20 protein-coding genes, 1 pseudogene and 1 other annotated feature are annotated in these 21,619 nt (G+C 37.8%); of the genes and pseudogenes, 19 read left to right on the top strand and 2 right to left on the bottom strand.

Annotated features, from left to right (window positions below):
* The first annotated feature begins 156 nt into the window (after positions 1-156).
* From ruvA to yajC, 6 genes are read left to right on the top strand one after another with little or no spacing between them, the layout of a single operon-like run.
* The gene (gene ruvA / locus ACUXEY_RS06405) at positions 157-774 is read left to right on the top strand and encodes a Holliday junction DNA helicase RuvA (RefSeq protein WP_000464511.1); all 618 of its coding nucleotides are present in this window, start codon (positions 157-159) and stop codon (positions 772-774) included.
* Positions 775-779: 5 nt separating this feature from the next.
* Complete coding sequence (gene ruvB / locus ACUXEY_RS06400; RefSeq protein WP_429600338.1) at positions 780-1,781, top strand: Holliday junction branch migration DNA helicase RuvB; 1,002 nt, start codon at positions 780-782, stop codon at positions 1,779-1,781.
* Positions 1,778-1,978, top strand: coding sequence for a DUF2905 domain-containing protein (locus ACUXEY_RS06395; protein WP_000138162.1), 201 nt, complete (start codon positions 1,778-1,780; stop codon positions 1,976-1,978). Before ruvB ends, ACUXEY_RS06395 begins: the two co-directional genes overlap by 4 nt.
* A gap of 19 nt (positions 1,979-1,997) precedes the next feature.
* On the top strand, positions 1,998-3,050 hold the full coding sequence (gene queA / locus ACUXEY_RS06390) for a tRNA preQ1(34) S-adenosylmethionine ribosyltransferase-isomerase QueA (protein WP_461300307.1): 1,053 nt from the start codon (positions 1,998-2,000) through the stop codon (positions 3,048-3,050).
* 12 nt (positions 3,051-3,062) lie between these two features.
* Positions 3,063-4,202 (top strand): tRNA guanosine(34) transglycosylase Tgt, encoded by a 1,140-nt coding sequence (tgt, locus tag ACUXEY_RS06385; RefSeq protein ID WP_000125362.1) that lies wholly within the window; start codon positions 3,063-3,065, stop codon positions 4,200-4,202.
* A gap of 27 nt (positions 4,203-4,229) precedes the next feature.
* On the top strand, positions 4,230-4,490 hold the full coding sequence (yajC, locus tag ACUXEY_RS06380) for a preprotein translocase subunit YajC (RefSeq protein ID WP_048531388.1): 261 nt from the start codon (positions 4,230-4,232) through the stop codon (positions 4,488-4,490).
* Between the two features lie 36 nt (positions 4,491-4,526).
* Here the strand turns inward: yajC and ACUXEY_RS06375 are convergent, their stop codons facing one another.
* On the bottom strand, positions 4,527-4,910 hold the full coding sequence (locus ACUXEY_RS06375; protein ID WP_196471486.1) for a TIGR04086 family membrane protein: 384 nt from the start codon (positions 4,908-4,910) through the stop codon (positions 4,527-4,529).
* 102 nt (positions 4,911-5,012) lie between these two features.
* Between ACUXEY_RS06375 and ACUXEY_RS06370 the strand changes: the two genes are divergently transcribed.
* On the top strand, positions 5,013-5,660 hold the full coding sequence (locus ACUXEY_RS06370; RefSeq protein WP_071757223.1) for a DUF421 domain-containing protein: 648 nt from the start codon (positions 5,013-5,015) through the stop codon (positions 5,658-5,660).
* A 29-nt stretch (positions 5,661-5,689) separates the two neighbouring features.
* Here the strand turns inward: ACUXEY_RS06370 and spoVB are convergent, their stop codons facing one another.
* Positions 5,690-7,249 (bottom strand): stage V sporulation protein B, encoded by a 1,560-nt coding sequence (gene spoVB, locus ACUXEY_RS06365; protein WP_461300306.1) that lies wholly within the window; start codon positions 7,247-7,249, stop codon positions 5,690-5,692.
* Positions 7,250-7,421: 172 nt separating this feature from the next.
* Between spoVB and ACUXEY_RS06360 the strand changes: the two genes are divergently transcribed.
* The 12 genes and pseudogenes from ACUXEY_RS06360 (at position 7,422) to aspS (ending at position 21,558) form a co-directional block, all read left to right on the top strand.
* A complete protein-coding gene (locus ACUXEY_RS06360) occupies positions 7,422-7,706 on the top strand; it encodes a post-transcriptional regulator (protein WP_048531380.1) in 285 nt (94 codons plus the stop codon).
* 270 nt (positions 7,707-7,976) lie between these two features.
* Complete coding sequence (gene secDF / locus ACUXEY_RS06355; RefSeq protein ID WP_461300305.1) at positions 7,977-10,241, top strand: protein translocase subunit SecDF; 2,265 nt, start codon at positions 7,977-7,979, stop codon at positions 10,239-10,241.
* A 153-nt stretch (positions 10,242-10,394) separates the two neighbouring features.
* The gene (locus ACUXEY_RS06350; RefSeq protein WP_087957035.1) at positions 10,395-11,288 is read left to right on the top strand and encodes a cation diffusion facilitator family transporter; all 894 of its coding nucleotides are present in this window, start codon (positions 10,395-10,397) and stop codon (positions 11,286-11,288) included.
* Positions 11,289-11,389: 101 nt separating this feature from the next.
* A complete protein-coding gene (gene recJ / locus ACUXEY_RS06345; RefSeq protein ID WP_461300304.1) occupies positions 11,390-13,711 on the top strand; it encodes a single-stranded-DNA-specific exonuclease RecJ in 2,322 nt (773 codons plus the stop codon).
* Positions 13,712-13,776: 65 nt separating this feature from the next.
* Positions 13,777-14,289, top strand: coding sequence for an adenine phosphoribosyltransferase (locus ACUXEY_RS06340; RefSeq protein ID WP_000346220.1), 513 nt, complete (start codon positions 13,777-13,779; stop codon positions 14,287-14,289).
* Positions 14,290-14,498: 209 nt separating this feature from the next.
* On the top strand, positions 14,499-16,682 hold the full coding sequence (gene relA / locus ACUXEY_RS06335; RefSeq protein WP_001262809.1) for a GTP diphosphokinase: 2,184 nt from the start codon (positions 14,499-14,501) through the stop codon (positions 16,680-16,682).
* Between the two features lie 17 nt (positions 16,683-16,699).
* Complete coding sequence (locus tag ACUXEY_RS06330) at positions 16,700-17,140, top strand: D-tyrosyl-tRNA(Tyr) deacylase (RefSeq protein WP_166702885.1); 441 nt, start codon at positions 16,700-16,702, stop codon at positions 17,138-17,140.
* Positions 17,141-17,408: 268 nt separating this feature from the next.
* Positions 17,409-17,613, top strand: a pseudogene (locus ACUXEY_RS06325) (hypothetical protein).
* Positions 17,614-17,690: 77 nt separating this feature from the next.
* Positions 17,691-17,882: a damage-inducible protein DinB gene (locus ACUXEY_RS06320; RefSeq protein WP_166702884.1), complete on the top strand. Its 192-nt coding sequence runs from the start codon at positions 17,691-17,693 to the stop codon at positions 17,880-17,882.
* Positions 17,883-17,967: 85 nt separating this feature from the next.
* Positions 17,968-18,144 (top strand): hypothetical protein, encoded by a 177-nt coding sequence (locus tag ACUXEY_RS06315; RefSeq protein ID WP_001242605.1) that lies wholly within the window; start codon positions 17,968-17,970, stop codon positions 18,142-18,144.
* Positions 18,145-18,198: 54 nt separating this feature from the next.
* Positions 18,199-18,429: a binding site (T-box leader), on the top strand.
* Positions 18,430-18,498: 69 nt separating this feature from the next.
* Positions 18,499-19,770 (top strand): histidine--tRNA ligase, encoded by a 1,272-nt coding sequence (hisS, locus tag ACUXEY_RS06310; protein ID WP_000027087.1) that lies wholly within the window; start codon positions 18,499-18,501, stop codon positions 19,768-19,770.
* Positions 19,771-19,782: 12 nt separating this feature from the next.
* Positions 19,783-21,558 carry an aspartate--tRNA ligase gene (gene aspS / locus ACUXEY_RS06305; protein ID WP_461300303.1) on the top strand — a complete coding sequence of 592 codons (1,776 nt, stop codon included), beginning with the start codon at positions 19,783-19,785 and terminating at the stop codon, positions 21,556-21,558.
* Positions 21,559-21,619 lie beyond the last annotated feature (61 nt).

The raw sequence follows: 21,619 nt of genomic DNA, 5'->3' as shown, positions 1-21,619 counted from the left end.
TCATTATCGACCTCTGTATATTAAGGTGGTTCATGCTTTCTGTCAATGGAAAATAACAGAAGTTTCAAATAGAGAACATTTGTTGGGGTAGTCTCGCTTTTCTATCATTAAATATGTTAAAATGGAATACATGATTTAAGAGGGAGAGATCGTATTTTGTTTGAATATGTTACAGGTTACGTGGAGTATGTAGGACCGGAATATGTCGTAATTGATCATAATGGAATTGGTTATCAAATTTTCACACCGAATCCGTATGTATTTCAAAGAAGTAAGCAAGAAATCCGTGTCTATACATATCATTATGTGAGAGAAGATATTATGGCGCTTTACGGGTTTAAAACACGTGAAGAGCGTTTATTATTTACAAAGTTGTTAGGTGTGTCTGGTATTGGGCCAAAAGGCGCTCTTGCAATATTAGCTTCTGGTCAAACAGGGCAGGTCGTTCAAGCAATTGAACATGAAGATGAGAAGTTTTTAGTGAAATTCCCGGGCGTCGGAAAGAAAACAGCGCGCCAAATGATTTTAGATTTAAAAGGAAAATTAGCAGATGTCGTGCCAGATGCATTTGTTGATTTATTCTCAGATACAGAACGTTTTGATGAGAAGAAAGGTTCATCAGCTGAGCTTGATGAGGCGCTGGAAGCTCTGCGCGCACTTGGATACGCAGAAAGAGAAGTTTCTCGCGTTGTACCAGAGTTATTAAAAGAATCATTAACGACGGATCAGTATATTAAAAAGGCACTTAGTCTTTTACTAAATGGTAAGAGGTGAGTATAATGGACGAACGTCTCCTTTCAGGGGAATCTGCATATGAAGATGCGGATTTAGAATATTCATTACGGCCACAGACGCTCCGTCAGTATATTGGCCAAGATAAAGCGAAACATAATTTAGAAGTGTTTATTGAAGCAGCGAAAATGCGTGAAGAAACGTTAGATCACGTGCTTCTATATGGACCGCCAGGGCTTGGTAAAACGACGCTTGCGAATATTATTGCTAATGAAATGGGCGTAAATGTGAGAACAACTTCAGGTCCAGCAATTGAAAGGCCAGGAGATTTAGCAGCCGTATTAACAGCGCTTCAGCCAGGGGATGTATTATTTATTGATGAGATTCATCGTTTGCATAGATCGATTGAAGAAGTGCTATATCCTGCGATGGAAGATTTTTGCCTTGATATTGTAATTGGAAAAGGACCGTCAGCACGGTCTGTACGTTTAGATTTACCGCCATTTACATTAGTTGGAGCAACGACACGTGCGGGAGCATTATCAGCGCCACTTCGTGACCGTTTCGGTGTACTTTCAAGATTAGAATATTACACAGTAGATCAGCTTTCTGAGATTGTTGAACGCACAGCAGAAGTATTTGAAGTTGAAATTGATTCGTTAGCCGCACTAGAAATTGCAAGACGTGCTCGTGGTACACCTCGTATTGCAAATCGTTTATTACGACGTGTACGTGATTTCGCGCAAGTTCGTGGTAACGGAACAGTTACGATGGAAATTACACAAATGGCGTTAGAACTACTGCAAGTAGATAAATTAGGCCTAGATCATATCGATCATAAATTATTGCTTGGTATTATTGAGAAATTCCGCGGTGGTCCAGTCGGGTTAGAAACGGTTTCGGCAACGATCGGAGAAGAATCTCATACGATTGAAGATGTGTATGAGCCGTATTTATTACAAATTGGCTTTTTACAACGAACGCCAAGGGGCCGAATCGTAACGCCACTTGCATATGAGCATTTCGGAATGGAGATGCCAAAATTATGACGGAGATGCCAAAATTGCTTATTACAGCAGGTATCTTGCTCATCGTTGTTGGATTAGCTTGGAAGTTCATTGGAAGACTTCCAGGCGATATTTTTGTGAAAAAAGGAAACGTTACCTTTTATTTTCCTATCATTACATGTATTGTGTTAAGTATTGTATTATCTTTTATTATGTATATAATAAATCGATTTAAATAAGAAATAGGTGGATATAGTTATGGATATTAATCTGTTTGATTTTCATTTACCAGAAGAACTTATTGCACAAGTCCCATTAGAAGACCGTGAAACATCAAGATTAATGATGTTAGACCGTGAAACAGGTGATATTGAGCATAAACATTTTACGGATATTCTTTCTTACTTACATGAGGGGGATTGCTTAGTTTTAAATGAAACGAAAGTAATGCCCGCTCGTTTGCATGGTGTGAAAGAAGATACAGGCGCACACATTGAAGTACTTCTTTTAAAACAAGAAGAAGGCGATAAGTGGGAAACGCTTGTTAAGCCAGCGAAACGTGTAAAAGAAGGAACTGTTATCTCTTTTGGCGAAGGGAAATTAAAAGCAACTTGCACAGGAACTGCAGATCAAGGTGGACGTCAGCTTGAATTTTCATATGACGGCATCTTCTATGAAATTTTAGATGAACTTGGAGAAATGCCACTTCCTCCATATATTAAAGAGACGCTAGAAGATCGCGATCGCTATCAAACAGTATATGCGAAAGAGGTCGGTTCAGCAGCAGCGCCGACTGCAGGACTTCACTTTACAGAAGAGTTACTGGAGAAGTTAAAACAAAAAGGCGTGGAGTTAGCTTTCATCACACTTCACGTAGGGCTTGGAACATTTAGACCAGTTTCTGCTGATACGATTGAAGAACACCATATGCACGCAGAATATTACCATATGTCTGAAGAGACAGCGGCATTATTAAACCGTGTGAAAGAGAATGGTGGACGTATTATTACGGTAGGTACGACTTCAACTCGTACGTTAGAAACAATTGCGACAGATCACGATGGCAAGCTTTGTGCTGCTTCTGGCTGGACAGACATTTTTATGTACCCAGGTTATGAATTTAAAGCAATTGATGGTTTGATTACAAACTTCCATTTACCGAAATCAACATTAATTATGCTTGTAAGTGCATTTGCAAACAGAGATAATGTACTTCATGCTTATAATGAAGCAGTAAAAGAAAAATATCGTTTCTTTAGCTTCGGTGATGCAATGTTCGTTGCATCTCACGCTAAGATGGGAAACAAATAAAAGGAGTAAATTATGACAGCAATTCGTTATGAATTTATTAAAACTTGTAAACAAACAGGTGCCCGTTTAGGACGTGTACATACGCCGCACGGTTCATTTGATACACCAACATTTATGCCAGTTGGTACACTTGCAACAGTTAAGACAATGTCACCAGAAGAATTAAAAGCAATGGATTCTGGCATTATTTTAAGTAATACGTATCATTTATGGTTACGTCCAGGTCACGAAATCATTCGTGAAGCAGGCGGCTTGCATAAATTTATGAACTGGGATCGTGCAATCTTAACGGACTCTGGTGGTTTCCAAGTATTCAGTTTAAGTGACTTCCGTCGTATTGAAGAGGAAGGCGTTCATTTCCGTAACCACTTAAATGGAGATAAATTATTCTTATCACCAGAAAAAGCGATGGAAATTCAAAATGCATTAGGTTCAGATATTATGATGGCATTTGATGAGTGTCCACCATTCCCGGCTACTTTTGAATATATGAAGAAATCTGTAGAACGTACAAGCCGCTGGGCAGAACGTTGTTTAAAAGCGCATGAGCGCCCACAAGATCAAGGTTTATTCGGTATTGTACAAGGCGGAGAGTTCGAAGAGCTTCGTCGTCAAAGTGCAAAAGACCTTGTTTCAATGGATTTCCCTGGTTACGCTGTAGGTGGTTTATCTGTAGGTGAGCCGAAAGATATTATGAACCGTGTACTTGAGTTTACAACACCACTTCTTCCAGATAATAAGCCACGTTACTTAATGGGAGTAGGTTCTCCTGACTCATTAATCGATGGTGCAATTCGTGGTATTGATATGTTTGACTGCGTACTTCCAACTCGTATCGCTCGAAATGGTACATGTATGACAAGTGAAGGTCGCCTTGTTGTGAAAAATGCGAAATTCGCAAGAGACTTCGGTCCGCTTGATCCAAATTGTGATTGCTATACATGTAAAAATTACTCTCGTGCGTACATTCGTCACTTAATGAAATGTGATGAAACGTTCGGAATTCGTTTAACGTCTTATCACAACCTTCATTTTCTGTTAAACTTAATGGAGCAGGTGAGACAAGCTATTCGTGAAGACCGTCTTGGCGATTTCCGCGAAGAATTCTTTGAACAGTATGGCTTTAATAAACCGAATGCTAAAAACTTCTAATACATAATTTAAAAGGAGGAACAAAAGATGAATCCAGGTATGATGAATATCGTTATGATCGTTGCGATGTTTGCGATTTTCTATTTCTTATTAATTCGCCCGCAACAAAAGCGTCAAAAAGCAGTTGCTCAAATGCAAAGTGAGTTAGCAAAAGGTGATGCTATCGTAACAATCGGTGGTTTACACGGTACAATCGAATCAGTAGATGATACGAAAATCGTTATTAAATCTGGTGGTTCACATTTAACTTTCGATCGTAATGCGATTCGTGAAGTTGTGAAAAACTAATGAAGAAGGCCCTGCATGAAATGTGCAGGGCCTTTTTTAGTTGTTTTGTTTTGACATATTTACACCGAAAATACCACCGAGTGTACTCGCGCCTATTAATGCTAATTGATAAAGTAACTGTGAGTTCGATAAAGTTTGAGAGAAGCCTAAATAGTTAACTAGAAAAACGAGTATAGTGAATGTAAGTCCTGTTGTGAAGCCTACTAGCCAACCTTTTCCTTTTGCTTTTTTTCCGGCAGTAAACCCAGATATAAGCATAGATAAAAGAGCAAGTATAAAAATAGCAACAGCTAACGTCCCTTCATTCATATTTGTAAACTTTAATAAAAGAGCCATTATCATGCTAGTAACTGTTGCGAGAATTAATAGGATAACGATGCCGAAGCCGATTGCAGTAGATAATTTTTTCGTTCCATCCATTTATACATTCCCCCTTTTTAATACAAGCATATTTTCCTTTTGCCTAAGTTAGACTAGTTTCTTTTTTAAAGGGGAGTCTATATGGAAAAAGGAGATGTAGAAATGGAATGGATATCGGTAATTGGCCGGACGATGCTTTTGTATATTATCATTTTAATTATCTTTCGCCTTATGGGTAAACGTGAAATTGGAGAATTAAGTGTATTAGATTTAGTCGTATTTATTATGCTTGGTGAAATGGCTGTAGTAGCAATTGAAAATACCGACAAATCACTTTGGCATCAATTAGTTCCGATGACCTTTCTTATGTGTATACAAATCATTTTGTCAGTCATTTCATTAAAGTTTCAACGATTTCGGCATTTGATAGAAGGAGAACCAGCGATTATTATTAATGCTGGAAAAATTGATGAAAAAAAGATGAGAAACCAGCGATATAATATAGATGATTTAATGATGCAATTAAGGGAGCAGGGAGTCGGAGATATAAGAGATGTAGAATACGCTATTTTAGAACCATCTGGGAAGTTATCTGTCTTTCAAAAACAAAAAGGTGAACAGGATGCATTGCAGTTTACTCTTCCTCTTATTATCGATGGAGAAATTCAATCGAGTCATTTACAAATGATTGAACATACAGATGAATGGCTTATTGGGAAATTAAAAAACTTAGGTTATAACGATATCGCGCAAATTTTATATTGCAGTTTTCAAAATGGACAATTCTTTGTTGATTTGAAAGAAAACTAGAAGCTTACTATATGAAATAGTAAGCCTGTTTACTTCAAAAATGAAAGTTTTCGAATGATAGGGAGCCGACTTAACTCTTCTTTTCGAATGAGCTTGAAAGTGAAGAGGAGCACAATATAAACGAGTGTTGTTAAAGTGATTTCCCATAATGTTTGTATGCCAAGTGAATGAGAAAAAATCATATACTTATGAAGGTAAAAACCGAAGGAGCCTGCAATACCGATGACAAGTCCGCCGAAAATGTAGTCTTTTGCGTAAATGGTAAATGTAATTTTCTTTAAAACAGTAGCGTAATGAAGAAATGTTACGGTTACTATATTTGCTGCAATTGCAAGGGCAACTCCCATCATTTGAAACTCTGGTCTTGAAGCTAGTACAAAAATAACGATTAATTTTACGATTGCGCCAATAAATGTATTCATCATCGCCGCACGTGCTAAGTTTAAAGCTTGTAAAACAGAGGTAAGTGGACTTTGAAAGTAATGAAATAAAAAGCAAGGTGCAAGAAGCTGGATGAATGCTGTTGCACTGTCTGATCCATACATAAGAGTTAAAACAGGAGAAGCAAATACGTATAATATAACAACTGACCAGCCACCAGTAATTAATGAGATGCGCAGAGCTTGTTGCAAGCGGTGTTCTACTAATTTATGTTGTCTTTTGGCCATTGCTTCACTAATAGATGGAACGAGTGCTGTAGAAAGAGCGTATGTAATAAAGGCTGGCAGTGAAAGAAGTGGGAAGGCATACCCGTTTAATATACCGTATTGCTGGGTTGCGACGGAGGCAGCAACGCCGGCAATCGCTAAGCTTTGCATAACGACGATAGGTTCAAAAAAATAGGAAACGGAACCGATTAAGCGACTTCCTGTAGTTGGAAGTGCAATATCCATAAGAGAATAAAATGTCCCCTTGCTTTCCTTTACAGTAGTGAAAAATCCAGAGCGTATAGATAAATGCTTTTCGCGCTGGAATAAAGTGAGTAAAAATAATAACGATGCAACTTCACCGAGAACGGCTGATAACATAGCGCCAGCTGCAGCATATTCTACGCCATATGGTAAAAATAATTGAATGCATATAGCGATAATTGTAATGCGGACAACTTGCTCTATAACTTGGGCGTAAGCGCTAGGTTTCATATTTTGTTTCCCTTGGAAATAACCGCGTAAAACAGAAGAAACAGCAATAACAGGAACGACAGGTAAAATGGCCATTAATGGATAGTACGTTCGTTCGTCAGTTAATAATGTTTTTGCTAAAATAGGTGTGAGGAGCATAATTCCAATTGTTAAAATGATACTAATAACGGATGTAACAGCTAATGATACTGTTAATATTTTTTTTACTCTTTGTTTATCGTTTACAGCTTCAGCTTCTGCTACAAATTTTGCGATTGCGACAGGAAGACCAATTTGTGTTAATGTAATTGCTAGAATGAATGTAGGAACGGCCATCATATAAAGGCCAACGCCTTCTTCCCCTAAAATACGTGCCATTACAATCCGGTTAATAAATCCAAGGATTTTGGTAATAAAGCCGGCTATCATTAAAATAAATGCGCCTTTTAAAAAGCTTTGTCTCGTCATGGTCTTCTCCTACCTTCTCAAAATCAGTGGAATGATTTACAATAATTTATATGCACGTACGAGACAAGAATGACAAGCATTTAAGAGAGTGCTCTTGAAAGTAGTTATTGCTGTCCATTAGAGCGGGATTAAAAGCGACTTTTCGTGCTGAAATCAGAAGGAGATGTTATGTATGTTAGAAAAAGAGGCTTTGGTAGAATCATACCGCGGACAGTTACAAGTCGTTTTAGAAAGTAAAGTAGAAGAGTTCCACATGTTTGGTTATGATCGAGTAACAGATGATGACATTTGGAAGTTTCTTAAAACGAAAAAGTGGAAGAAGATAGACAGTGATGTTAGATTGTATGAATTAGTTAATGACGTATTAACAGTAAGTGCTAATGAATATATGACGTATTTAACTGTTGAAGCATATCAAGCGCCACTTTGGTCGTTTGATGAATATGAAAATAAATAACCGACTGCAATTGGTTTGTTCTTCCTTTTGCAGTATAATGATAGGTATTGATAATGAGGAAATAATTATGTCTAAGATTATATATAAAGGGGGTAGTGAAGAGAGAAAATAAATAATGAAAGTGTAGGTATTGTGAAAACCATATCGACACAGCTAGTGATGAACTAGCAAAATTATAGAAAGGAAGTCTACTAACTAGGCGTATGCACACGTGTAAAAGTGAATCGTAAGAGATTTATTTAAAGTGTTAGTAGCAGAAAGAGGGTACATATGGCAAAGCGTGGTACGAGAATTGCCGCCTTTTTCCTCATCGTATTATTGATCGGTGGAGTAATTGGTGCGGCAGGAAAAGACATAGCAAAAGGAATTAGTCTAGGACTAGACCTTCGCGGTGGTTTTGAAATTCTGTATGAAGTAAAACCAGCCAAAAAAGGTGATAAAATCGATCGAGAGGCACTTGTAAGTACAGTAGGTGCTCTTGAAAATCGTGTCAATGTTCTCGGTGTAAGTGAGCCGAACATTCAAATTGAAGGGCAAGACCGAATTCGCGTACAGCTTGCTGGTGTACAAGATCAGCAAAAAGCACGTGAAATGTTATCAACACAAGCGAAATTAACATTCCGTGATGTAGATGACAACCTTCTTATGGACGGAACGGATTTAAAAGGCGGCGGAGCGAAGCAAACATTTGATGAGCAAGGCCGTGCGAGTGTAGGTCTTACACTAAAGAGCGCTGAAAAATTCCGTGAAGTAACTGAAAAAATTTCAAAAATGCCACCACCAACGAATTTAATGGTAATTTGGCTTGATTTTGAAGAAGGAAAAGATTCATACAAAGCAGAATCTGCAAAACCGAATCCGAAGTTCTTATCAGCAGCAACAGTAAGCCAAGTGTTTAACCAAGCTGAAGTATCTATCGTAGGTGGAAACTTCACAGTTGAAAGCGCGAAACAACTTTCATCTTTATTAAATGCAGGTGCACTTCCTGTTGATTTAAAAGAAATGTATTCAACATCTGTTGGAGCGAAGTTTGGTCAACAAGCGTTAGAGCAAACGATTTTCGCTAGTGCGATTGGTATCGCTCTTATTTTCTTATTTATGCTTGTATTTTACCGTTTACCAGGACTTGTAGCGGTTATTATGTTAGGTCTATACATTTTCGTTACGTTACTTGTCTTTAACTGGATGCATGCAGTTCTTACGTTGCCAGGTATTGCGGCGTTAGTGCTCGGGGTAGGTATCGCAGTTGATGCGAATATTATTACGTACGAGAGACTGAAAGAAGAGCTGAAAATTGGTAAGTCAATGATGTCAGCATTCCGTGCTGGTAACCATCGTTCATTAGCAACGATTTTAGATGCGAACATTACAACACTTGCAGCAGCTGGTGTGTTATTCGTTTATGGTAATAGCTCTGTAAAAGGATTCGCAACAAGTTTAATCGTAAGTATTTTAGTCGGTTTCATTACGAACGTATTCGGTACACGTTTCTTACTAGGATTACTTGTAAAGAGCCGTTACTTCGATAAAAAACCAGGATACTTTGGTGTGAAACAAAAGGATATTATTCCGTTAACAAAAGGTGTAGTACATCCACCGACAAGATTTGATCGTATTAACTTCGTAAATATCGGTCATAAATTCCTTGTTTTCTCGATTGTAGTTGTAATTGCAGGTGCAATTATTTTACCAATTTTCAAATTGAATCTTGGTATTGACTTTGCGAGTGGTACACGTATCGACTTGCAATCAAAACAAGCCCTTACTGTATCTGATGTTCATAAAGATTTTAAAGAATTGAACATTGATGTAAAAGAAGAAAATATTGTACCGACTGGAGATGACAATAAAGGGTTCGCGGTTCGTACATTAGGTGTTCTATCAAAAGATGAAATTGCGAAAACAAAAACATTCTTCCACGATAAATATGGTACAGATCCAAACATAAGTACAGTTTCACCAACAATTGGTAAAGAAATTGCACGAAATGCATTTATTGCTGTACTGATTGCTTCTGCAGTTATCATCTTATACGTAAGTATTCGATTCCGCTTTACGTATGCATTATCTGCAGTACTTGCATTACTACATGATGCATTCGTTATGGTTGTTATATTTAGTATTTTCCAATTAGAGGTAGACTTAACGTTTATCGCTGCGGTGTTAACAATCATCGGTTATTCTATTAATGACTCAATTGTTACATTTGATAGAAACCGTGAATTATACAAACAGAAAAAACGAGTTCGCGATATAAAAGACTTAGAAGAAATCGTAAATGCAAGTATTCGTCAAACGCTTGGTCGTTCAATTAACACCGTATTAACAGTGTTGTTCCCGGTAATTGCGTTACTTATCTTCGGTAGTGAGTCATTACGTAACTTCTCGTTTGCTTTACTTGTCGGATTAGTTGTAGGTACGTACTCTTCTGTTTTCGTCGCTTCTCAAATTTGGTTAATGCTTGAAAACCGTCGTTTGAAAAAGGGCAAAAACAAGAAAAAGGTTGAGAAAGTAGAATCTGAACCGCAAGTATAAAAAAGATGATGTCTCTTTATGAGGCATCTCTTTTTTCGTTTGTGGATACAATAAGATAGCAACTTTGAAATAGGAAAATGGAAAAAAGTGGTGATGTTATCGCTGTTTTTGTTACAATAAAAAGATAGGTTAAGAAAAGAAGGGATTTTAATTATGGAAAAAGATGAACGTTTTAAACAGGCCGAGTTTGGTGCTATTGTCGGGATCGTTGGTAATATTATATTAGCGATTGTAAAGGCGGTAATTGGTTATATTGGGAACAGTAAAGCGCTATTAGCGGATGCGGTGCATTCTGCGTCAGATGTAATTGGTTCACTAGCTGTACTGTTTGGATTGCGAGCAGCAAAGCAGCCGCCCGATGAAGATCATCCGTATGGTCATGGTAAAGCGGAATCGATTTCAGCGATTATTGTTGCAGTATTGTTATTTATTGTGGGGATCGAGATAGCGATTTCGTCTATAAAAGCTTTTTCGCAAGAATTAGAACCACCGAAAGGAATTACGATTTTTGCTGTTGTTCTTTCGATTATCGTGAAAGAAGGAATGTTTCAATATAAATTCCGATTAGGGAAGAGGGTAAATAGTGATGCAATTATTGCAAATGCATATGAGCACCGTTCGGATGTATTTTCTTCAATTGCAGCTTTAATCGGTATTTGTGCAGCGATTATCGGTGGTAAGTTCGGGTTAGATTGGCTTGTATATGCCGATCCAATTGCAGGATTATTTGTTTCACTTCTTGTTGCAAAAATGGCGTGGAGTATTGGGGCAGAAGCAATTCATGCAACGCTTGATCATGTTCTTCATGAGGAAGATGTTGTTCCTCTTAGAGAAGCAGTACTTCAAATAGATGGTGTGAAAAAAATCGGTTCTTTATATGCAAGGGAGCATGGTCATTACGTTATTGTTGATATTAAAGTTTCTGTAGATCCATACATTACTGTAGAAGAAGGGCACCGTATTGGAAAGCATGTGAAAGAAACGCTTATGAAACAAGATAACGTACAAAATGTGTTTGTACATATAAATCCTTATTCTCCAAATTAAATATCATTAACATTTTAGTATATAGATATTGCATCGTAGTTTGCATTATATTGTCACCCCTTAATCTGTCTTGTATAATGAACAGGTTAAGGGGTGATTTCGTGTTACAACCGAAGACGCGTTGGAAAGAAAAAGAATATAATGGCGAGCGAGTGAGTGAATTAGCAAGTAAATTACAATTATCACCACTTGTCGTTTCGTTATTCCTCGGCAGAGGATTAGATACAGAAGATAAGATTTTAGATTTTTTAAATACAGAAAATCAAGAATTTCATGATCCATTTTTATTAGAAGGAATGGATCGAACGGTAGAACGTGTAAATAAGGCGATTCAAAATGGAGAACAAATATTAATATTTGGTGACTACGATGCGGACGGAGTAAGTAGTACGACTGTGTTATATCTTGCCTTGCAAGAATTAGGCGCAGACGTAGAATTTTATATTCCAAACCGTTTTACAGAAGGTTATGGACCAAATGAAGAAGCATTTCGCTGGGCGCATAGCGCAGGATTCTCACTAATTATTACTGTCGATACTGGTATCGCAGCGGTACATGAAGCGAAGGTAGCGAAGGAGCTTGGAGTAGATCTTATTATTACGGATCACCATGAGCCACCACCAGAATTGCCAGAAGCACTTGCGATTATTCACCCGAAATTAGATGGCGGTGTATATCCGTTTCACTATTTAGCTGGTGTAGGTGTTGCGTTTAAAGTTGCACATGCATTGTTAGGCCGTGTACCAGAACATTTATTAGAAATTGCAGTAATTGGTACAGTTGCCGATTTAGTATCACTTCATGGTGAAAATAGATTGCTAGTGAAGCGCGGTTTAAAACATATGCGCATGACGAAAAATATCGGACTAAAGGCGCTATTTAAAGTTGCTAACGTTTCTCAAAGTGAAATTACAGAAGAGAGTATTGGCTTCTCAATCGCACCTCGTATTAATGCTGTTGGACGTTTAGAAGATGCTACGCCGGCTGTACATCTTTTATTATCAGAGGATCCAGAAGAAGCGAAAGAGCTTGCTGAAGAAATTGATGAGTTGAATAAACTGCGAAAAGATATTGTAAAGCAAATTACAGAAGAAGCTATCGCTGAAGTTGAAAATAATTTTCCGCCAGAAGACAATAAAGTATTAGTGCTTGCAAAAGAAGGATGGAATCCAGGTGTAATTGGAATTGTCGCTTCTAAATTGGTTGAACGTTTTTATCGTCCGACGATTGTATTAAGCATTGATCCTGTCAAGGAAACAGCAAAAGGCTCAGCACGTAGTATTGCAGGATTTGATTTGTTTGCAAACTTGTCAGATTGTAGAGAGTTATTGCCACACTTCGGAGGGCATCCGATGGCAGCGGGAATGACGCTACATATGAATGATGTAGCTGAATTACGCCGCCGCTTAAATGAACAAGCAGATACGATTTTAACGGAAGAAGATTTTATTCCGATTACATCTGTTGATGTCTTTTGTAAAGTGGAGGATGTAACACTTGCAGCAATTGAAGATATGCAAAAGTTAGCGCCATTTGGTGTTGGAAATCCAAAACCACGTATTGCAGTGAAGGATGCAGAGCTAGAAAGTATTCGAGCAATCGGATCCGACGGTTCTCATTTGAAAATGGCTCTTCGTGATGGACAAGCAACACTGGATACAATCGGATTTGGTTTTGGTGCGTATGCGAAAGAAATTTCTCCAGTTGCAAAGGTATCTGTAATAGGGGAAGCATCTATTAATGAATGGAATAATTTTAAGAAGCCGCAATTAATGGTGCAAGATATTGCTGTAGAGGCATGGCAATTATTTGATTGGCGTAGTATGCGTAACGTAGAAACAAATGTAGCGGAACTTCCGAAAGAAAAAATAACGATGGTGTATTTTTCTGAAGAGGTATTGCATAAATTTTCTTTAGAAGACTATAAAGAGCATATGATGCATGCATCAGAAGTAACTGAGTTAGATGACCAATACATCGTGTTCCTTGATTTACCAAAAGGAACAGATGAATTACGAGAGCTATTTAAAGCTGGGTTCCCATCGCGAATTTATACACTATTTTATCAAGAGAATAATCATTTATTTAGTACTGTTCCAACGAGAGAACACTTTAAATGGTACTATTCGTTCTTGAGCCAAAAAGCACCATTTTCTTTAAGACAATATGGAGCGCAACTATGTCAACATAAAGGTTGGTCAAAAGATACAGTAAATTTCATGACACAGGTGTTTTTTGAGTTAGAATTTGTTACAATAAAAGATGGCGTCATTTTTATGGCAGACAAAAAACAAAAGCGTGATTTAATTGAATCGAACACATATCGTGAGAAAATGAACCACTTACAATTAGAAAAAGAATTGGTTTATAGCACATATCAGCAACTATATACATGGTTTGAAACGATTCGTAATCATAAATAAGTAGAACAGTTAGGGTAAAGGATTTGTATTTACAAACCTTTTAGATCTGAGGAGGATTCAGAAATATGGATTTCAAGCAACATATCGCAATTGTACCGGATTATCCAAAAGAAGGTATTGTGTTTAAAGACATCACACCGTTAATGAACGACGGTAAAGCATACAAAGCAGCAACAGATGCAATTGTTGAGTATGCAAAGAAAAGAGATATTGACCTTGTAGTAGGACCAGAAGCTCGTGGTTTCATTATCGGTTGCCCAGTTTCTTATGCTTTAGAAGTAGGATTTGCGCCAGTTCGTAAATTAGGAAAATTACCACGTGAAGTAATTACAGTTGACTACGGTAAAGAATATGGTAAAGATGTTTTAACAATCCATAAAGATGCAATTAAGCCAGGTCAACGCGTATTAATTACAGATGATCTATTAGCTACAGGTGGAACAATTGAAGCGACAATTAAGCTAGTTGAAGAGCTAGGCGGAGTTGTAGCAGGAATTGCATTCTTAGTAGAACTTACTTACTTAGATGGTCGTAAAATGTTAGATGGTTACGATGTATTAGTATTAGAAAAATACTAATCACTATATAGTAAAACTACGGTGATAAAAAGTACCCGTGAATCTCTTGGAGAGGAGCGGGTACTTTTGTATAATTGAACAAAAAATCATGGTGAAATGTCAGTAAAATCTTTTCCTTTTCACAATTCACAATCATTGGGTTATAATGATAGAATATAATTTATTCTATTTAATAAAGATAAAGTCAATTTTCAATAAAAGGTGATTCGATGGCAAATGAGCAGGTACTAACAGCTGAACAGGTACTCGAGAAAGCAAGTCAATATTTAGTGGATGAAGATATTGAGCTAGTAGCACGTGCCTATGAATATGCACGCGATGCACATAGCGAACAATACAGAAAATCGGGTGAACCGTACATTATTCATCCAATTCAAGTTGCAGGTATTTTAGTTGATTTACACATGGATCCAGCTACGGTATCAGCAGGTTTCTTACATGATGTAGTAGAAGATACAGAGATTACATTAGAAGATATTGAACGGGAATTTAATAAAGAAATTGCTATGCTTGTCGATGGTGTGACAAAGCTCGGAAAGATTAAATATAAATCTCATGAGCAACAACAAGCAGAAAACCATCGCAAAATGTTTATTGCAATGGCTCAAGATATTCGAGTTATTTTAATTAAACTAGCTGATCGTCTTCATAACATGCGTACATTGAAACATTTGCCTCAAGAGAAGCAGCGTCGCATTGCGAATGAAACGTTAGAAATCTTTGCACCTTTAGCACATAGACTCGGAATTAGTACTATTAAATGGGAGCTAGAGGATACGTCACTTCGCTATTTAAATCCACAGCAATATTATCGTATTGTAAATTTAATGAAGCGTAAACGTGCAGAACGTGAAGAGTATTTAGACGAAGTAATGACTGGTATTCGTGAGAAATTAGACGAAGTTGCAATTCAACCTGAAATTTCTGGAAGACCAAAACATATTTACAGTATTTATCGTAAAATGGCACTGCAAAATAAACAGTTCAATGAAATTTACGATTTATTAGCTGTACGTGTCGTTGTAAATAGTATTAAAGATTGTTATGCAGTACTTGGAATTATTCATACGTGCTGGAAGCCGATGCCAGGTCGTTTTAAAGATTATATTGCAATGCCGAAAGCAAACCTATATCAATCTCTTCATACGACTGTAATTGGGCCAAAAGGTGATCCGCTTGAAGTACAAATTCGTACGAAAGAAATGCATGAGATTGCAGAATTCGGGATCGCGGCACACTGGGCGTATAAAGAAGGAAAAACAGCAGAAACAACGGGTACATTAGAGAAGAAACTTACATGGTTCCGTCAAATATTAGAATGGCAAAATGAAGCTTCTAATGCGGAAGAGTTTATGGAGTCATTAAAGATTGATTTATTCTCTGACATGGTATTCGTCTTTACACCGAAAGGCGATGTAATGGAATTGCCACTTGGATCTGTTCCGATTGACTTTGCATATCGCGTGCATTCAGAAATTGGGAATAAAACAATCGGTGCAAAAGTAAACGGGAAAATGGTGACGCTTGATTATAAATTAAAAACAGGTGACATCATTGAGATTTTAACATCGAAACATTCGTATGGACCAAGTCAAGATTGGGTGAAACTTGCTCAAACATCTCATGCAAAAAACAAAATACGTCAATTCTTTAAGAAGCAACGTAGAGATGAAAATATTGAAAAAGGCCGTGAACTTGTTGAGAAAGAAGTGCGTAGCCTAGAGTATGAGATGAAAGAAGTGTTAGCTCCTGACAATTTAAAACGTGTTGCTGAAAAATTCAACTTTGCAAATGAAGAAGATATGTTTGCAGCAGTTGGGTATAACGGCATCACTGCATCACAAATTGTTACACGACTAACGGACAAGTTCCGTAAGCAACGTGAAGAAGAAGAGATTGTTGAAGTTAAAGAAGTTCGTAAACCGATGAAAATTCGAAAATGGGATTCTGGTGTTAAAGTAAGTGGTGCGGATAATTTATTAATTCGCTTATCAAAATGCTGTAACCCAGTACCAGGTGATGATATCGTTGGATATATTACGAAAGGCCGAGGCGTATCAATCCACCGCCGTGATTGTGTAAATGTTCATACAGAAGAAGCTATAGAACGTTTATTAGAAGTAGAGTGGGAAGGTAGCCCTGAAAAAGAAATTGAGTATAACGTTGATATTGAAATTTCAGGTTATGATCGCCGTGGTTTATTAAATGAAGTATTGCAAGCTGTTACAGAGACGAAAACGTACATTTCGGCAGTTTCTGGTAGAAGTGACCGTAATAAGATGGCGACAATTAATATGTCAATCTCTATTCGTAACTTACAGCATTTGAAAAAAGTAGTAGAACGCATTAAACGTGTTCCAGAAATTTATGCAGTACGACGCATGATGCATTAATAGGGAGTGTAGAAAAGATGAGAGTTGTTTTACAACGATCAAAAGAAGCGTCTGTCACAGTAGACGGTGAGATCGTAGGACAAATTCCGTTCGGTTTAACATTACTAGTTGGCATTACGCATGAAGATACAGAAAAAGATGCAACTTACATTGCAGAAAAAATTGCGAACTTACGTATTTTTGAAGATGAGAGCGGAAAGATGAACCATTCGGTACTTGATGTAGCAGGACAAGTTCTATCAATTTCGCAATTCACATTATACGGAGATTGCCGCAAGGGAAGACGTCCAAACTTTATGGGTGCTGCCAAACCTGACTATGCAGAGCGTTTATATGATTTCTTTAATGAGGAAGTTCGTAAGCAAGGATTGCATGTAGAAACAGGGACGTTCGGAGCAATGATGGATGTTTCATTAATCAATGATGGTCCGGTGACCTTAATTGTGGAAAGTAAATAGTGTTACTTAAGAAGAGAGGATGATATCATCCTCTCTTTTTTATACATTGTTGTATGTTTTGTTCATTTATCCAGTTATTTGTGGGTAGTAAGACTCATACTCAAAATTCGGCGACTGCGAGGGAGTTAGGTTGGGAGTCGGGCGCCCGTAAAAGCCCGATTAGTGAGGGTTAATAATCAGTGGTGGATGGACACACCCCCCAATAATTCACGTTTCACTTTATCGTAGGATTAATTTGAAGGAGGATAAAAGGAAAAGAAGGTGTAGCATGCTTCAAGAATTTAATATACCTTTAAGTTTTATGCTGTCATTTGGAGCTCCGCACGCAGAATGGGAATGCATGTATTGTTAGAAATTATCATGTTTGGAGCGGGTGTTGCACCGTTGTATCATTTGAAGCATCCTATGTTGGCGAGTGGAGTGGTTATGATTATTGTTGTGAATGAATGTTAATGTTTGTTTGTAATCAGTAGCTCGGGTCATTAATTATATAGTATAATAAAAAATGGTAAAAACATTTGGATGTATGTGTGATAAGGAGAGATAGTATATGAATTGGTCAATCTTTAAAGATTTGAAATTTTCATTGCGGTTTAGCTTAGCTATTTTTTTACACGCATTAGGAGTTACTTTCGCAGCGTTAAGTTACGGTACTTGGGTAGTATTTGTAATGGCAGCGATGGTTGTAACATTCTTTATGATTCAAAGAGCTAATTACTTATATAAGAGCGGTATCGAATAACATTATTCGTTTATACGTATAACGCTCTAATCAATATGGAACAATAAAAAGTAAAACATCCATATTGAATGTGAGGGATATACGTATGCGTATGAATGAAAAAGGGCACTCTGTTACAAATGGTGCAAATCAACTGTTTAACGTAAATTTTCATGATTTTATTTCAAAAGAACAAAACAATACTTCAATGGAGCTTGCTTCTGAGTTTGGGATTTCTCTTCAAGATGTAAAGCGTCTAAAGAAGCAGATTGAACGCTCTTAGAGCACTTGACAATCCTACTGAACAAACGTATAGTAATTTTATATTTACATATGAATATAACCGTTGATAGAGAAGAGTAAATGAGACACACATGGAAAGAGAAGAAATGTCTTAGGCTGAAAGCATTTCTACATGATGACTGATTGAATGACACTCTAGAGGTTTCAACTTGAACGGCATATACGCTTAGTAGGGATGAACGCACATTTAAGCGTTATTAAAAAAGTGGAAGCATACGTGCTTCAATTAGGGTGGCACCACGGGTATAATACTCTCGTCCCTACTGTTCAAACAGTAGAGGCGGGAGTTTTTTTATTTTTATTAAGATTAAAACAATTTGAGGAGGAACTGAATATGTCTATTCAAATCCCACGCGGAACGCAAGATATTCTTCCAGGCACTGTTGAGTTATGGCAGTATATCGAAGGGCAAGCACGCGAAATTTGCCGTCGTTACAATTATAAAGAAATTCGTACACCAATTTTTGAACACACTGAGCTATTTTTACGTGGTGTTGGTGATACGACAGATATCGTACAAAAAGAAATGTACTCATTCCAAGATCGTGGAGAGCGTAGTTTAACATTACGTCCAGAAGGTACTGCACCTGTTGTACGTTCTTACGTTGAAAACAAAATGTTCGGTGATGCAACACAACCAACGAAATTATACTATATCGGTCAAATGTTCCGTTACGAAAGACCACAAGCAGGTCGCTATCGTCAATTCGTACAATTCGGTATTGAGGCAATCGGTAGTAACGATCCTGCAATTGATGCAGAAGTAATTGCACTTGCTGTAGAGTTTTACCGCGGCATGGGCTTAAAAAATATTAAAGTTGTATTAAACAGCTTAGGTGATGCGGCGAGCCGTCAAGCGCACCGTGATGCGTTAATCGCACACTTTGAGCCACGTATCGGCGAGTTCTGTTCTGACTGTCAATCTCGTTTAGAAAAGAACCCTCTTCGTATTTTAGATTGTAAGAAGGACCGTAACCATGAATTAATGGGAACAGCACCATCTATTACAGAATACTTAAACGAAGACTCAGCAGTATACTACGAAAAAGTTCAAGAACTATTAACGATGATGGATGTTCCATTTGAAAAAGATCCGAACTTAGTACGTGGTTTAGACTACTACCAACACACTGTATTTGAAATTATGAGTGAGGCAGAAGGTTTCGGTGCTATTACTACATTAAGCGGTGGTGGCCGTTATAACGGACTTGTACAAGAAATCGGTGGACCAGAAATGCCAGGTATCGGTTTTGCGATGAGTATCGAACGTTTAATTATGGCGCTAAAAGCTGAAAACATTGAATTACCAATTGAACATAGCATTGATTGTTACGTTGTAGCGCTTGGCGAGAAAGCGAAAGACCATGCTGCAAAAGTTGCGTTTGATCTTCGTAAAGCTGGATTATCAGTTGAAAAAGATTATTTAGACCGCAAAATGAAGGCACAATTTAAATCAGCAGATCGTCTAAAAGCGAAATTTGTAGCTGTATTAGGGGAAGATGAGCTAGATAAAGGCATCATCAACTTAAAAGATATGGCAACAGGCGAACAAGAAGAAGTAGCATTAGATGTATTTGCTTCATACGTAGCAGAGAAATTAATATAGGGGGAACTTACAGTGGCTGAAAGAACACATGCATGTGGAAAAGTAACAGTAGAAGCAGTTGGACAAACAGTTCAATTAAAAGGTTGGGTACAAAAACGCCGTGATTTAGGTGGATTAATCTTTATCGACTTACGTGACCGTACAGGTATCGTACAAGTTGTATTTAACCCAGAAACATCAAAAGAAGCGCTAGAAGTAGCAGAAACAATTCGTAGCGAATACGTATTACACGTAGAAGGTACAGTTGTTGAGCGTGGTGAAGGCGCAATTAATGACAATATGGCAACTGGTCGTATTGAAGTACAAGCAACGAAAGTAAACGTATTAAATGCAGCGAAAACAACGCCAATCATTATTGCTGATGATACAGATGCATCAGAAGATGTGCGTTTAAAATATCGTTATTTAGACCTACGCCGTCCTGTAATGTTTAACACATTCAAAATGCGTCACGACGTAACGAAAACAATTCGTAACTTCTTAGACACAGAAGATTTCTTAGAAGTGGAAACACCAATTTTAACGAAGAGCACACCAGAAGGAGCTCGTGACTATTTAGTACCAAGTCGTGTACATGATGGCGAATTCTATGCATTACCACAGTCTCCGCAGCTATTTAAACAGCTTCTTATGGTCGGCGGATTTGAGCGTTACTATCAAGTAGCACGTTGTTTCCGTGACGAAGATTTACGTGCAGACCGTCAGCCAGAATTCACGCAAATCGATATCGAAGCTTCATTCTTAACACAAGATGAAATTTTAGATATGATGGAGCGCATGATGACGAAAGTTATGAAGGATGCAAAAGGTGTGGAAGTGAGTGCACCATTCCCTCGTATGAAATATGCTGATGCAATGGCTCGTTACGGTTCTGATAAGCCAGATACACGCTTTGAAATGGAACTAACAGACCTATCTGAATTTGCAGCAGGTTGTGGTTTTAAAGTATTTACAAGTGCTGTAGAAAGCGGCGGACAAGTAAAAGCAATTAATGCAAAAGGTGCTGCGAGCAAATACTCTCGTAAAGATATCGATGCATTAACTGAATTCGTAAAAGTATACGGTGCGAAAGGTCTAGCTTGGCTTAAAGTGGAAGAAGATGGCCTAAAAGGACCAATCGCGAAATTCTTCGGTGAACAAGATGCAAACGCGTTAATGACTACATTAGACGCTACTGCTGGCGACTTATTACTATTCGTAGCAGATAAGAAGAGCGTTGTTGCAGATAGCTTAGGCGCACTTCGTTTACGTCTAGGTAAAGAGCTTGAGTTAATTGACGAAAGTAAATATAACTTCCTATGGGTAACGGATTGGCCACTTCTTGAGTACGATGAAGATGCAGATCGTTACTTCGCAGCTCACCACCCATTCACAATGCCATTCCGTGAAGACGTTGAGCTATTAGAAACAGCACCAGAAAAAGCACGTGCACAAGCATATGACCTTGTATTAAACGGTTATGAGCTTGGTGGTGGATCACTTCGTATTTACGAGCGTGACGTACAAGAAAAAATGTTCAAAGCACTTGGATTCTCACAAGAAGAAGCGCAAGAGCAATTCGGATTCTTATTAGAAGCATTCGAATACGGTACGCCACCACACGGCGGTATCGCATTAGGTTTAGACCGTCTTGTTATGTTACTTGCAGGACGTACGAACCTTCGCGACACAATTGCATTCCCGAAAACAGCAAGCGCAAGCTGCTTATTAACAGAAGCTCCAAGCCCAGTTGCAGAAGCACAGCTTGAAGAGTTAAACTTAAAATTAAGCTTAAAAGAAGAGAAGTAAGAATAGGGTCTAGATGGTTATACTAATACCATCTAGGCTTTTTTTGAGAGGAAGTTTAAAA

This window comes from Bacillus sp. F9_6S_D1_P_5, assembly GCF_054823925.1.
The sequence above is the reverse complement of the archived record's forward strand: the minus strand, read 5'-3'. Positions and strand labels throughout refer to the sequence as shown.